Raw genomic sequence first — 14,410 nt, forward strand, 5'->3', positions numbered from 1 at the left:
GCTTACTCAGAAAGGCTTTTATAGATTTTGTTGGCTTGTTGGCTAATTTCTGGGATTTGAATTTTAAATTTAGGGCTATCCACAGGCTCACCATTGTCAATGGCATGACCTAGACCCACGAGCTGGGCCATAAACTCTCGTGCTTCTGGAGCTTTGGGTCTAGGCCGTCCAGACCACTGAGTAACTGTTCTGGCATCTACCCAGTCACAACCCTTATAGCGATTCACGAATTTAAGAATTCTAGTCACCTGGGGATTATTAGAAGTACCAATCTCGCAATAGAGCATCCTGGTTTGGCCCATCAGCCATTTGGTGAAGTGAATGGCATCGTTAAGGATATCTCCGCCAATAGCATCAACAGGTGGTGAATTATCCAAGGTGGAGTTTGTGATATGAACAATAAGAGCAATGCGGGCGGCGATTTCCTTGAGCTTGGGATAAGCAGCTCTCAAAATTCCTGAAGGTTCCTGCTGAATCAGTTGGCCTATTTCAGCATTCCATTGGTTCCATAGGGGCTTAGCTTCAGCAGAAAGATGGTAGGTTTTTGCTTCACTCTTGTTCAGGTCTCGATAAAGACCCTCCAGCAGTGGAGATATGTTTATCCTTGGCCTATCTGAAATACCGGGCGGGGTTGTCATAGGCAATCTTGCCCATATGAAACGTGCCCAAAGACCATCCTCTGATGTGGAGTCCTGTAGAACTTGTTTTTCAAGAACTGATGGTTGAATACCCCCAACAATGCTGATGGAAGTCTGATGAAGAAAGATGGGGTCAGATGTCTTCCGATTAACCTTCAAAGCACCGCCGCCGTATAAGGCTAACCAGCGTTGTCTATCACTCCCCTTACCGTTTCGATAGGCATCCATCGATTTGAAGAATGCAGCTAATTCATCTGTATGCACTAAATATCCATCATCAGGGTATTTACTATTTGAGTCGGCTATTGCTTCAATCGTGAAATCAGAGAAATAGATGTCTTTTACAACTGGTGGTGTTGGTTTCGATTTACCTTTCTTTTCATTCTTTGTCAGTAAATTCCATTCTTGCTCCTTTATTTCGTAAAGGGCCTTCATCGCTTTGAAACTGTCGAACTCTTCTTTTTGAATCGACTCTAAGGGTTTTATCAAACCCTGAAGGATAGGTGTTTTTAAGGTGCCTGATTCTCCAACTAGTCCAGCCCATAAGATGGGCTTTGCGTAGTAATCAGTAACGGGGTCTATGGCTAACTGAGTTCCAGCCTTAAGTCTGGAGGCCAAAATTGGCAAAATACCAACGATAAACGCTTCTACAGGTAAACCAAGACTTGAAGCAAGATTTGCTAAAGGTTTGGATAATTGTTCAGAAAATAATTGAGGTGGAGATGCGTTGCCCTCAGATATGAGGGTATTGAGTTCTTCAACAGATTGGGGGTCATCATCAAAGGATTCTTGCTGCTGAGATGTGTGTTCTAATTCATCCCCAGGTTGGGATTCATGAGGAGATTTACCTTTCCAGCCGTTTTGTTTAGCCAGGTGGCCCAAAGTAGCAATAGTTATTCCTTCACCGTTAAAACTGTCCCATTTCTCCTCACAAACCCCTGGCTCATAGTTATCGGCCAAAGATGACCATTTATTCCATTCATCCAGCAAATCCTCATCAACGGATTTCAAGGCCATACCTACCTTGAGCCAGACATCATAGTCATCTTGAGGTGGAATCGCTGCAAGATAGCTTAGTGCCCGTTCCCTATCCTCCTCAGTGTAATCTTCCCGGCCGTTGGATGATTCTGCATCAAAATGTATTATTTCCTTTAATATCCACTCAGGGCACTCAGCAACTTCAACTTCATGGGGGGATTGACCAGGGCGCCATTCGTAACTTCCAGTTTCTGGGTGAACACCAATAATGACGGACTGACGACCATTCCATCTGAATTCAAGCTGTTCTGGCTTTCCTGAGTCATTCTCAAATCCGGTCTTGATAACCCTGGATTTAATGTCAGGCCACCGTTCTTCTCGGATGAAATATAGAAGTTGATAACGGCCAGGTTTTCCACTTGTGAACCCTACAGTTTTGGGAAGAGCGCTATCAAGTTTTTGATGTGATAATTCTTCGATTAGTAAATCACAGCTATATCCATCATGGTCGATGGCGAGTATCCCTCCAGAGGGCTTTCCTGTCAGCAGTCCTATTGCCTTAAATCGAGAATCATCATTATATTCTTCAAGCAATTCTTGAGCAGTTAAAGGGGTATTTTGCCAATTCCTGGAGATAGGATTTTTCTTGTCACCAATAGGTGTATATCTCCAATTAGAGGGTAATTGGGTAATTCCTTGGAATTGTTGACCAGATTCCTTGCTGCTATTGCATTTTGCAGCCATAATACAAATACTCCTGGTACTTCCGTACCAATAAATTTCTAAAATTCTTTTGATAATCCAAGCCCTCTGAAGTCAATCGCTTCAAAGGGCTTTTCCAACGGTTTAGGCAATCAAAAATAGGGGTTTCTCAGGGATTTTGATTTCCCCACGTCTTAACGTTGGCCGTTCAAAACCAGTGGAGGTAATCCAATACTCTCCATGGGTTGATACTTGATTGGCTGTATCAGCGAGAGAATCAATCCACTCTGGAGTATTTCCTAGAAATATGGCAAAAGCTAAGAGATTCTCGTCATCTAAGTAATGCCACCATTTCCCAGCGTATCTGTGCTGATTATCTTTAAGTCCTAGATGGGACTGAGCGGCATCAATATCCATGCCCCATAGAGTCTGTGAGACGGCCCTATAGATATGCATGAAAGTTTTCATGTCATCAGTAAGCGGACCCTCCCGTGGCAAGCTGTTGATGTAAGCTTTCAAGCGGCTCTTTGCGTCAATAACTCGTTGCTTCAGAACTTTGTTAGGCAGTGGTTTGACCCGTGGTCGCTCGTACCGCCCGGTCTTCCTGATGACAGGAAGGACTTCAGCCGTCACCCAATCTTGAAATGCTTCAGCAATAGGTTTCCGAGATTGAAAAATGACCTGATACAGACCAGATTCAGTGATGGTTAATAGCTGTTGCTCACCTCCAAGGGTATAACCAGTAGTTATACCCTTTTGGTTGTCTCTGAGAGTTTGAGCAACCTTAGAAGGATTACTCAAACCCAGTACTTTGCAAACATCAGCTAGAACAAACAGTGGATTATCCCAGGTTCCGCCAATGCGGATTTGCTCACCGTTAAAACTCGCGATGGAGGGTTTCATCTACTCACCTCCTGTAATTGCTTAGAAGATGCTGCTTGAGCTTTAGGAGCCTCTAAGCTGGCAAGATACTCCTCCACCAGGCGGTTATGTTTTTCACCAGGCCCGTTTCGTAAATAATCGCGAATGAGGCGTAAATTCCAATAAACTTTTCGCCCCCCATCGGGATGTTTCCACCAGTACAAAGGGCTTGGTAGAGTTTGGGTTAAATTCCCTCTAACGTGTCTATTGATACCTTCTTCGGTATCAAGCTCTGGACCGCCAATAGCAGGCCAGTTATATAATTCATTTGTCATTCAAAAACTCCGTTTTTGTATGGTTATTGAGCCTGGGGGTGGTCAACTTTGGCGAGGTGACACTCCCAGGTTTTAGCTGTAGAACTCAATACAATAGGGCCGAATAAGGCTTTATTGGTTGGTTACATGATGTAACTTTAAGAGGAAAAGCTCAGGCTGCGAAAAAAACGAGGCTGCTTAACAATTAGCAACAATAAGGTTATGCCTCTGGGAGTATCCCCATAGACTCTGGGTCAATGAAATTCCCATTTCTATTCCTAATTCCGTATGTCAGCCAGGCTCCTTCAATAGGTTTGGAATTGAACAGTTTTTTCATCTCTTTGTGAGCTTTTCTGAATTTTTGGAAATATGGCTTTATTGGTGTTTTATATCGATGTGGATGAATAGCAGCATACCAAAATTCAAATAGTCCACTTTTGAGCTTTTTCTCCAGTAGTTCTTTCTCTTCTTTAGGCTCTAATCGGCCATCCATTAATTTTTGCTCTAGCGTTGAGTGCTTACGCCTTCCGCCTTTATGTTTCCTTAGTTGGTCTGTTGGCTCAGTAGAAATGTCCAATAAAAAATCATGAACCGCCATGCTGTGGCAAATTCCAACAAACAACTGCCTAGGCGATTCAAAAGGAAATTCTCTCTTGCGCTCAATGGATTTTTCCTTGATTATCTTGAATCCATTTAATTCTTCGGGGTTTGTCGGGTCACCAATTAACAATTGGAGAATAGAAAACAAATAATTGGATTGGATAATGAGAATTTGTTTGGAAGCTGGATGATGACATTCCAGTAGATTTGCTGGGTCTTGGGAGTTGTGGCCCAATTGCACTTTTTGTAGGTAATACAACCTGACAGCTAAAGCTTTCCATTTATTGCGTTTTCTTTCTAATACAACTCTGTATTTGTCCTCATCAATAAGGAACTGATTCCGTTTTTTTCGTTCAGCTTGAATTTCATTAATACTTGGCATTTTGAAGACCTGTTGCACAAGCCAAACTCTTTCTTTAGATAGGTGTTGTTCTGACATATCCTCAAACCTCCACAAACACTGGCTTGGACCGAATCACATGGGCGTAGCTCTCCAGCAATACGCGCTTATCGTGGCCTGATTGTTCAGCAACATCGATAGGATTAGCACCGCCTGCCAGGGCATGAGAGATGGCGGTGTGTCTGGTGTTATAGGGTCTTCTATATTCAATCCGGCATTGCTCAAGAATCTTTTTCCAAGCCCTCTCTCGAAAGTTGTGATTGTTAATTGGTAACCCCTTGGGACTGGGAAACACCAAATCATCTGGATTGGGTTGTAATTCCTGAAATCTACGCTTTAGCATTTCTTGAATACTGCTAGACAGTTGCACAGTTCTAGCTTTCCCGGTTTTTGTGCTTTTTCGTTGCCCTTTGCTGATAGATTCTCCAATCCATACGTTCTGAAAATCTGGCCCTAAATGCTTCCATTGCAAAGCAATAGCTTCACCTGGTCGAGGGGCTACACCCAACAAAAAATGAACGAAATCAGCGTAATGAGAATAATGGCGGTGATTCCTAAAAGCTTCTAGAATCTCTGTCATCTCCGCCTGAGTGAATGGCTTTAGTTTTTGCCTAGGCTGAACTTTAACAGAGCCAGCTATTCCTAGCCAGGGGTTTTCACCTGCTAGATGATGCTTTTCACTAGCCCACTCCCAACAACTTTTCATATCCCCTAACCGCCTTTTAACCGTCCTCTCATTGCAGCTTTCAAGCATCACAGCTTTCAAGTTCTCAGCGTCTTTGCGAGTAACCTCATGGGCTGGCTTATTTAGAAATTTCTTGAAGAGTGATGAAATAGGTGCATAGTGTGTCTCAAACGTACGAGCGGAGATTAACCCATCCCTTTGCTTGTATCTGGCGTATTTATCAAAAAGCTCATAACTGCTTTGGCCATTCCGGCCAATAGTTTTGGGCCTGTATTTGTTCTTTGAGATGTCGTACTGACCGCACCTGATGTCATCTTCTATCTGCCTGGCAACGCCATTAGCGTAAGCTACATTCTCTCTGGTGTGTTCCAGTGTTGGATTAAAGCTTTGGCGACCAAGACCAGGGACATGATACCTAAGCCTTATCATTCCCCGGTCATTCGTGACCTGGACTTTATCTCTACTATTTTTTCTCAAGGGTTAATTCCTTCCGGCCAATTTTTCCGGCCACTTGTACGGCATTAACCAGCTTTAACGGACATAAACTTGATGTGGAAATTCACATAAAGATAGACCTGAAAGCTAGTTATAAAAGCCTTCAAGCCCTACCCGGATTAAGTTTTACAGCTAATGGGCGATACTGGATTTGAACCAGTGACCTCTTCCGTGTGAAGGAAGCGCGCTACCCCTGTGCTAATCGCCCTTGGGCCACTCAATGTAACATAATCACCTCGTGTGAGCAACTGCCAGCCAGTTTATTCAGGCAATGGCAGTAAAACTGCTCTAGCAAGGAACATAGACTAGGACTTAAAAAATCAGCTCAAATAAAGTAGTTTGACTGGTACCAAGTGAGTCATCGAGGCTTTAGCTCTCTCCTTGTTTTGTGGTGGTTGATGAATTCTGGGAAGATTCAAGGAAGACGTTAGGCGTCCAGCTACCGTGGAAACCGTGGGGAATATGATGCTGAAGGTGTAATTTTGCAACTACATGATTCAGATCTTGGGCATCTAAAATGGCTAAATAAGAACGATAGGTGGCGGCATCAAATACGAGAGAGAGTAACCATCCATCATCTTCTTGAGTACTGCCGGGGCGAGGGACAAAAATTGGCTCACCTGGAAAGGCTCTGGGGGCCACACTCCAGATTTGCTGCCCACCAGATTCTTTATCGAGTTTAAGAATGGCTTGCAGGGGACCGTTTTTATCTGAACTATCACAGACACTCATATAGACATAACGATGCTCTTTCCCGACCCATTGGGGATGCACGGAGGGAAATTCACACCCTCTTTCCACTACTTTTCGGTGGACTACGGTTTTAGCAGATAGATCAACCTCAAATTCCCATAACTCTCCAGTGGGGAAGGACTCAAAGTCAATTTGCTCAAGATCTAACTCGTCTTGCTGCTTCTGGGGGAAGAAATCACTACAAACGGATTCAAAGTAGAGTTTCCCGTCTTTTTCCCAGGCATTGCCATGGTGAAATCCAAAGAATGAATCGGTTTCTACTATCTCTAGGTCATGATTGCCATGGCGAGAAATAAGAATAATCTTAGTGGGTTGCTCTGGATTGAAGTCAAAACATTGTTCAATAGTTTTGAAGCCCAGCAAAAAAGGTAATCCTTTGACCTGAAAGGGGTGCTGCACAAAGACGTAGTAATTTTCCGTTACTAACATGTCGTGTAAAAACGCAAACCCTGATAAAGGATGAGAGGACTGTTTTAATGGGTTGCCCTGCTGATCGAGTTCAAAGAGGGTTAAGCTTTGGGACGCAATTCCTTTAACGCCAAAATTAACTAAACGGCCATCAAGGATTCTGGGGTGAGCGGAAAAAGGCTGATCAGCTGCGAGCAAGCCATCTAGAGTGTCGGGGCCAATGGTTTCTAGGGTCTCTGGAACAAGCTGATGGGGATGACCGCCTTCCCACATCGCCCATAATTTATCTCCCCAATAAATCACGCTGGTGTTGGCCGCATTTTTGAAATTGGTGTCAAAAATATTGGCTAGCCATCCTCCCGCTTTCTGGGTGCCAAACCCCCGGTATAGGATTTTCCCAGCAGCTTGTTCTTTGAGATAGCCTTCTGTACGGACGTAGCGATTTTGAAAGTGAGCACGACCTTGTTCAAAGGTGATGGCACAGATCATGCCGTCTCCGTCGAAGGGATGACCGATCTTCTGGCCGTTGACTTCTAAACTCCCAGCTCCGTTCCGAAACAACGTCCCTTGGAGTTCTGGGGGAATGGTGCCTTCTATTTCATCAATCCAGTAACTATATTCATCTAGCTGAGATTCATAGCCTTTGGCCCAGTCTTTGACGAGAGAAGCGTTTTCGCCTAATTGTTCTGATGCAATAGCTGTCATATCAGTTTTATTAAGATTTGTAATAATCTTAGCGCGAAACCAACTATGCCAAAATTGCGGTCGTGCATCAAATGGATCGGGTGCCACTCTCGATTCAAGAATACGGCTGCCCAACGAGCTGGATTGACGGAGCATCTTTGGGAATGGCAAGATTTAGCCACCTATCCCACACTTTGTTGATGCACAATTCTGGGATTCATTGTTCTGAAAAATATTTATTTTTTAATATTTTGATCTTTTAGGTCATCTATAAAATAGCACTACAGCCCATACAAAAAATGTTTTCTAATGCAAAAAATGCAAACTGATTTAGTTGCTTTTAGTTGTGCTTCCAGCTTGACAATTCTTGAAGGGTTCACCTAATATCGATTAGGCTTTAGGCACTCGCAATATTTTTGACTTTACATCCCCTAAGAGCGATACACCCAATACAATCGCTTTGTTACTTACCAATGCAATTGTTGATGCTCCCTGTCAAGTAGAGCCTAAACTTTTTCTGAATCTTGAGATCATTAAATTCATGTAGAGACAATTAACTTCTCCCAAAATATATGCAAAAGCAACTATAGTATTGCTGGACTGACATAGAATCTTTATCTTTCATTTAATTAATAATAAGAGTCAGTGCTGATTTTTTTGATTTGAATGCATTTATTGCATCGTTAATTCTTCTCATCGATCATTAAATCTGCTTTGCATAGGCCAGTTCAGTACGGCCTAGATAGCTATTGGTTGATAACGACTTTTCTGCGTGTCAGATGCTCCAACTCGAAGGGATTAGGGACATGAGGATGAGATCGCACCCCCAATCCCGCCTACATACAACAGAGGACCTGAGGCATGAAAATTTTCAATCATGACATTATGAACTGCACTCACGAACAAGTGCAGGGCAATTATCTTTACTCGGGGCGTGTGCTGGGCCTAACTGCCCCCGAGGATGTCATTCAACTCCACCCAGAACTGAAATCCGAATGGCAGGCGATCACGGAACACTATCGTCGCATTGGTCTACGTCATACTCATCAGGTTGTCTGGGATGTGTCTCTTAGCCGAATTGCTGAACATCCCGAACTAGAGCGATCTGTTTTTTACTTTGGCGATGCGGTCAGTCATGACAGTGCCAACGCCGAGCAGTTTCGACAGCTTGACCAAAGTTGGTACGGCGTGGTCGATTACGTCAATTCCAAGAACAACTTTATGGAACTGGCCCATACCTTAGGGGTCACCGTCCCCCAAACCTTATGTTTTGATGATAAGTCAGCCATCAATCTCGACACTGGCATTCCCTATCCCTGCTATTTGAAACCCTCTATTTCGGTAGACGGCATGGGGATTGTTCGCTGTGAAGATCAGTCACAACTGGTCATGGCATTGCAAGGACTTCCTGACTATATGCCCTTCCAAATTCAAGAAGAGGTCCGAGCCACTAGTTTTCTAAACTTGCAGTACCAAGTGACACCAGACGGAGTAAAGCCATTGGCTGCCTCTGAGCAAATATTAGATGGTTGCACCCATCGTGGTAATCGTTATCCCACCATTCATCAACCTTGGGATGTGGTTGAACCCATGGCTCACTGGATGGCCCAGCAAGGAATGAAAGATATTTTTGCCTTTGATGTTGCCGTTGCCGAAGAGGAAGGTGGACTTCGTTATTTGGCAATTGAATGTAATCCTCGTTTTAATGGGGCCTCTTATCCCACGGGAATTGCCCACAAGCTCAATATATCGAGCTGGACCAGCGAAACCTTTATTACATCTGCCCGTTCTCTACATCAAGTTGACTTGACGGATATAGAATACGACGCCAACTCCAAGCAAGGAATCGTCATTGTGAATTGGGGCAGTATTTTAATTGGCAAACTGGTCATATTGCTGGCGGGAACACCCAAGCAGCAAAATCGATTAAGGGAGCAGTTAAAGCAACGCCTTTGAGTTGTCACCTATAAACTTGGACCGCCCCCCATTTATTGCGAGAATAGGACTGGTCTAGCAACAGGTTCTTAACCACAGATCCCATGTTTGAAGCCTTCTTATTATAGGTTTGTGCATGGAACCCAGTGATTTTTGCACCTATTGCTGAGCATGAATTGCTTTCGCTTTTTGTATCCCATTCTCCGCCATCATGTCTAACCACTACTCCTTAATGATTCATGGGGGCGCGGGTGCCCTTCAACATATTCAAGCTGAGGGCAGTGAAGAAGACTTTGCCCAAAGTATGTACGGAATTTTAGAACAGGGCCGTTTGAAGCTGCAGCAGGGCGCTCCAGCCCTAGATGTGGTCGAGCATTGTGTCAGCTTGCTCGAAGATGATCCGCTCTACAACGCTGGACGAGGCTCGGTCCTGAATGAGTATGGTGAAGTAGAAATGGATGCGGCCATTATGGATGGTCAAGATCTAGCAGCAGGCTCAGTTGCTGGCATTAAAAATATTAAAAATCCTATTTCCCTAGCCCGCCTTGTCCTCAAAAAAAGTGAACATGTGATGCTTATCGGACATGGCGCGATGGAATTTGCGGAATTATGGGGAGTGGAATGTTTGCCCGACGACTATTTTATAATTGAGTCTCGCATCAAGCAGTTCCAAGAAGCTGAAAAAGCAGGCAAGATGATGCTTGATCATGAAGATATTGAGCAAGAACCCCAACGCAAGTTTGGCACAGTAGGCGCTACAGCCTTTGACCTTGAGGGAAATCTGGCGGCAGCCACCTCAACGGGGGGCATTGTTAATAAACGCTGGGGACGGGTGGGAGATTCACCCATTATTGGTGCAGGCGTATTTGCGGACAATGACACCTGTGCGGTATCGGCCACAGGATACGGAGAGCAATTTATGCGAACCGTACTTGCCAAAATGATTTCAGACTGTATTCACTTCCAATCCCTTGCTGCCCCACAGGCTGCTCAGGCAGGGATAGAATACTTAGTGGCCAAAGTCAAAGGCTTGGGCGGCGTGATCGTCATTGATGCGAAAGGCAGGTGTGGTGCAGGCCATTCCACCTCCGGCATGATTTATGGCTGGATCGAGCATGGGGGGGAATCCCATTTTCAGTTGACCTAGAACATCTCTTATGGATACTGCTTTTAGGAACAGCGAGAAAGTAAGCTGCTACAAGACTTGAGCGATCAGGGTGCGGTGACGAGGACTGTTGCAGGTGAGAGAGGGCTGTTGAAAACCGGCCTCAACAAACGCTTGTTGAATATCAAAGGTGAAGTAGTCGTCTAGATAAGGCTCGGTACTCTTGAGGAGGGTCAGTACATAGGGGGGCAGCTTGCGATGGACATCGGAGTTGGGGTTCATATCCATCACGGCTAAATGCCCTTGGGGCCGCAGTAGGCGATGGGCTTCAGCAAAGATATTACGGATAGCTGTGCGGGGTAATTCGTGGCAGACCAGACAAATAGAGACGAGATCAAAACTGTTGTCCGGTAAGCCAGTCTCTTCTGCAGCACGGTGAATCCATTGCAGGGAGTCGTTGGCGGGGGTATTGTGGTTTGCGATCGCCAAAAAATACGGGGACAGATCCAACCCTGTTAACCGAGCCTCAGGATAGGTCTCTTGCAGCGCTAAGGTACTCAAACCAACGCTACAGCCCATATCCAAAATATCCTTGGGGGCTGTCGAGATTTTCTCCTGCATCACCTGGTGATAACTCTGGCGTAAGCGGCCATCTCCTTTGGCACCGGACTCAGGCCAAATTCGGGCATGGGCAGCATAGGAGGCCACTTCTACTTCTGTTGCTGCTTCCCAACTTAGATTTCCTGACTCGTAGGCATGAAAGGAAACCATGTAATAATCTGGATAGTCCAGATCGGGGGTTTGAATGGCTTGCCGCTCTGCTTCCCACACGTCCAATCCTCGATCCATCAGGGATGAGGCTCGTTTCCGCCAGGGCACCCCAATCGATTCTGCCCGTTCAATCATCATTTTTCGAGCTTGAAATTTGGCAAAGTTAGCTAGCGGCTTGATGGCTAAGAGGCCATTAACAACGCGAGACGAGAGTCGAGGTGCTTGGGGGGAAGCAGCAGTCATTTTTTTTAAATAGGTTTGATATACAGAATTAGCCTCATTATGACAAACAACGCCCCCGAAATTGAGTCAAAACCTTTGCACTAAAACCGCTTGGATTGAGCTGCCGCTAGCTTGAAACCCACCCTTGATGCCCATTAAAATAGGGCGGCGCAGGCTCCAACGCTTGCGGATGCAGTCCCCTATCGGGGTAAGGAAAAGTAATGGCAGATTGGCAGACCATTCCAGGCGGGGTGACCGCTCCCCAGGGATACCGCGCAGCAGGTATGGCAGCAGGCTTAAAGCCCTCAGGGGCAAAAGATTTGGCTCTGATTGTGTCTGATGTCAAAGCTCATGGGGCTGGGGTCTTTACGACCAATCGGGTGAAGGCTGCTTGTGTGACCTATAGCCAGGACCGAATCCAAACTGGTCCGACCGAGATCCAGGCGATTTTGTGTAATTCTGGCCAGGCCAATGCGGGAACAGGCCCCCAGGGAGACGCCATTGCGATCGCACAAGCAAAGAGTGCGGCCCAAACATTGGGACTGACTCCGGAAGCCATTCTGATTGCTTCGACTGGGGTGATTGGTGAACAAATCCCGATTAATAAGGTAGAAGTAGCCATGCCCCAACTGGTAGAGCAGCTTTCTAACCAAGGATCTGATCAGGCCGCCCAGGCAATTATGACCACGGATTTGGTACCCAAAACCGTTGCTTTGGAAACTCACATTGGTGGGCAGTCGGTTCGAGTGGGCGGTATCGCCAAAGGTTCGGGCATGATTCACCCTGATATGGCGACCTTGTTAGTGTTTGTCACCTGTGATGCCCAAGTAGAACCGACGCTATGGCAGCAGATAATTGGACGGGCTGCCGATCGCAGTTTTAATCAAGTGACAGTGGATGGGGATACCAGTACCAACGATATGCTGCTAGCCCTAGCCAATGGCCAATCTGCCGCTCCAGTCATTCAGGGTCCCGGTCCTGAAGCGGATCGAGTGGAAGCTCTGGTGACGGAAGTTTGTCAACAGTTGGCACAAAAGATTGCTCGGGATGGAGAAGGGGCGACTTGTCTAATTGAAGTGCAGGTCCAGGGCGCAACGGATGAAGCGGGCGCTCAGAAGATTGCCAAAACCATTGCCGGGTCGATGTTAGTGAAGTCGGCGGTGTTTGGTCGTGACCCCAATTGGGGCCGGATCGCGATGGCGGCAGGTCGGGCAGGGGTAGATTTTGATGCGACCCAGCTCCATATTCAGTTGGGGGATTTTGTCCTGATGGATCAGGGTGCGCCCCAAGCGTTTGATCGCGAGGCAGCTAGCCAATATCTCCATCAAGATCCGGTGATGATTCGGGTTAGCGTTGGTGATGGAGCTGGGATAGGTAAAGCTTGGGGCTGCGATTTGAGCTATGACTACGTCAAAATCAATGCTGAATATACGACCTAAGGTTTTAATGGAAGGTTGAATACCTAAAAGACTAGCCGTTTTGTATTACGCATACTACAATTAAGTTCTGCTCATTTTCATTGATGGTGAGCAGCCATACCATTTAGTCACACAAGGCCATGCAACCCCATTTGATTGTGCCGGTGGGTACCCAAGTGGTCAGCCGGGTCGATGTTAATACTGAGGCAGGGGTCTGTCTTGCGGGAGCCGTTGGCAAGATTGTCAAAGCCCCCACCGATAACTCCCATTCCTATGAAATTGAATTGGCCGATGGCCGCTGTTTACATTTACAGCGACACCAGTTTAGCCTGCGCAAACAGTATCAGACTCAAGGGTCTCCCGACTTTTTGGCAGACTACAACCTGCAAGATTACGTGATTTATCGCTGTGTGGTCGGGTCGCGAGCTTATGGTTTGGATGACGAGTATTCAGATTGCGATCGCAGAGGCATCTACCTCCCCCCAGCCCCCTTACATTGGTCCCTGTATGGCATCCCCGAGCAAATTGAGGATAAACCCGCTCAAGAATGCTATTGGGAATTGCAGAAGTTTATCTTGTTAGCCCTCAAAGCCAATCCCAATGTGCTGGAATGCCTTTATTCTCCTTTGATTGAAACGGCAACACCCCTGGCACTAGCACTGCTGGACCAACGGACCCTGTTTTTATCCCGATTGGTCTATCAAACCTACAACGGCTATGCCCTCTCCCAGTTCAAGAAAATGGAGCAGGATTTACGGTCCAAAGGTCATATCCGCTGGAAGCATGCCATGCATCTGATTCGGCTACTCTTGTCTGGAATTACCGTCCTCAAGGAAGGGTTTGTCCCCGTCGATATGAGGGACTATCGTGAGCGTCTGCTAGGGATAAAATACGAGCACTGGACTTGGCCCCAGGTGGATCAGTGGCGGCTGCAGCTCCATCGGGAGTTCGAGCAGGCTTTTGCGCAAACCCAGCTGCCCGAACGACCTAACTATGAACAAGCCAATGCTTTTTTGATCGAAGCACGACAAAGCATGGTGTAAGACCAGGAGATCCAGCAATGGCAAACTCAATTATGGTAATTGCCCCTTATCGATATGAAGAGATGTGGGTATTTGACGATCCGCAAGCGGGATTGGTGCAGGAACCCTTTGTCAACGGTATTCCCCAAATGATCGATCGGTTGGTGGTCGATATTCCTAAAGCAGACCAAGGATTTAAGCTGATCTTTGCTCAAACCCCCTTTCCGGGGTATCAAGCTCAGCTAGACTGGCTGCGGCCAGAATTTGGTGGCCATTGGTATCGCTGGTCGACGGAAGAAATGGAAGGGTGGCTCTGTCCCGCCCTGTTCAAATACTTTGCCGATGCGCCGCCCCAACTCTTTTGCCAAGCTGAGGCCAAATCCCATGACCTTTAACTTACCGCCTCAGCTCAAAGATGT

The 14,410-nt window shown here is 46.1% G+C and carries 12 protein-coding genes, 1 tRNA gene and 1 pseudogene; 6 read left to right on the forward strand and 8 right to left on the reverse strand.

Translation table 11 applies throughout. The features are described from left to right. Positions 1 to 2: 2 nt before the first annotated feature. The 7 genes from Q0986_RS19980 to Q0986_RS20010 all read right to left on the reverse strand — a co-directional run bounded on the left by Q0986_RS19980 (position 3) and on the right by Q0986_RS20010 (position 7,539). On the reverse strand, positions 3 to 2,360 hold the full coding sequence (locus Q0986_RS19980) for a DUF3987 domain-containing protein (protein ID WP_299414814.1): 2,358 nt from the start codon (positions 2,358 to 2,360) through the stop codon (positions 3 to 5). 102 nt (positions 2,361 to 2,462) lie between these two features. Beyond that, positions 2,463 to 3,221: a BRO family protein gene (locus Q0986_RS19985; protein WP_299414817.1), complete on the reverse strand. Its 759-nt coding sequence runs from the start codon at positions 3,219 to 3,221 to the stop codon at positions 2,463 to 2,465. Next, positions 3,218 to 3,514 carry a hypothetical protein gene (locus tag Q0986_RS19990; RefSeq protein WP_299414819.1) on the reverse strand — a complete coding sequence of 99 codons (297 nt, stop codon included), beginning with the start codon at positions 3,512 to 3,514 and terminating at the stop codon, positions 3,218 to 3,220. The genes Q0986_RS19985 and Q0986_RS19990 overlap by 4 nt, the downstream gene beginning before the upstream one ends. 199 nt (positions 3,515 to 3,713) lie before the next feature. Further along, the gene (locus Q0986_RS19995; protein WP_299414821.1) at positions 3,714 to 4,532 is read right to left on the reverse strand and encodes a hypothetical protein; all 819 of its coding nucleotides are present in this window, start codon (positions 4,530 to 4,532) and stop codon (positions 3,714 to 3,716) included. Positions 4,533 to 4,536: 4 nt separating this feature from the next. Beyond that, positions 4,537 to 5,655 (reverse strand): site-specific integrase, encoded by a 1,119-nt coding sequence (locus tag Q0986_RS20000; protein WP_299414823.1) that lies wholly within the window; start codon positions 5,653 to 5,655, stop codon positions 4,537 to 4,539. Between the two features lie 154 nt (positions 5,656 to 5,809). Beyond that, positions 5,810 to 5,881 (reverse strand) — tRNA-Val (locus tag Q0986_RS20005). A 161-nt stretch (positions 5,882 to 6,042) separates the two neighbouring features. After that, positions 6,043 to 7,539, reverse strand: coding sequence for a carotenoid oxygenase family protein (locus Q0986_RS20010; RefSeq protein WP_299414825.1), 1,497 nt, complete (start codon positions 7,537 to 7,539; stop codon positions 6,043 to 6,045). 72 nt (positions 7,540 to 7,611) lie between these two features. Here Q0986_RS20010 and Q0986_RS20015 point away from each other — a divergent pair. The 3 genes and pseudogenes from Q0986_RS20015 to Q0986_RS20025 all read left to right on the forward strand — a co-directional run. Continuing rightward, positions 7,612 to 7,719, forward strand: a pseudogene (locus Q0986_RS20015) (IS1 family transposase); the annotation flags it as partial. Between the two features lie 660 nt (positions 7,720 to 8,379). Continuing rightward, positions 8,380 to 9,474 carry an ATP-grasp domain-containing protein gene (locus Q0986_RS20020; RefSeq protein WP_299414827.1) on the forward strand — a complete coding sequence of 365 codons (1,095 nt, stop codon included), beginning with the start codon at positions 8,380 to 8,382 and terminating at the stop codon, positions 9,472 to 9,474. A 190-nt stretch (positions 9,475 to 9,664) separates the two neighbouring features. Continuing rightward, positions 9,665 to 10,600 (forward strand): isoaspartyl peptidase/L-asparaginase family protein, encoded by a 936-nt coding sequence (locus tag Q0986_RS20025; RefSeq protein ID WP_299414830.1) that lies wholly within the window; start codon positions 9,665 to 9,667, stop codon positions 10,598 to 10,600. A 48-nt stretch (positions 10,601 to 10,648) separates the two neighbouring features. Here Q0986_RS20025 and Q0986_RS20030 read toward each other — a convergent pair whose 3' ends face one another. Continuing rightward, complete coding sequence (locus Q0986_RS20030) at positions 10,649 to 11,572, reverse strand: class I SAM-dependent methyltransferase (protein WP_299414833.1); 924 nt, start codon at positions 11,570 to 11,572, stop codon at positions 10,649 to 10,651. Positions 11,573 to 11,772: 200 nt separating this feature from the next. Between Q0986_RS20030 and argJ the strand changes: the two genes are divergently transcribed. From argJ to Q0986_RS20045, 3 genes are all read left to right on the forward strand, one after another. Then, on the forward strand, positions 11,773 to 12,990 hold the full coding sequence (gene argJ / locus Q0986_RS20035) for a bifunctional glutamate N-acetyltransferase/amino-acid acetyltransferase ArgJ (protein WP_299414836.1): 1,218 nt from the start codon (positions 11,773 to 11,775) through the stop codon (positions 12,988 to 12,990). Positions 12,991 to 13,109: 119 nt separating this feature from the next. Beyond that, positions 13,110 to 14,012: a nucleotidyltransferase domain-containing protein gene (locus tag Q0986_RS20040; protein WP_299414838.1), complete on the forward strand. Its 903-nt coding sequence runs from the start codon at positions 13,110 to 13,112 to the stop codon at positions 14,010 to 14,012. A gap of 17 nt (positions 14,013 to 14,029) precedes the next feature. Continuing rightward, positions 14,030 to 14,386, forward strand: a complete 357-nt coding sequence (locus Q0986_RS20045) for a DUF6717 family protein (RefSeq protein WP_299414841.1) — start codon at positions 14,030 to 14,032, stop codon at positions 14,384 to 14,386. The last annotated feature ends 24 nt before the right edge of the window (positions 14,387 to 14,410 follow it).

This window comes from Acaryochloris sp. IP29b_bin.148 (assembly GCF_028285565.1).
GTDB lineage: Bacteria > Cyanobacteriota > Cyanobacteriia > Thermosynechococcales > Thermosynechococcaceae > Acaryochloris.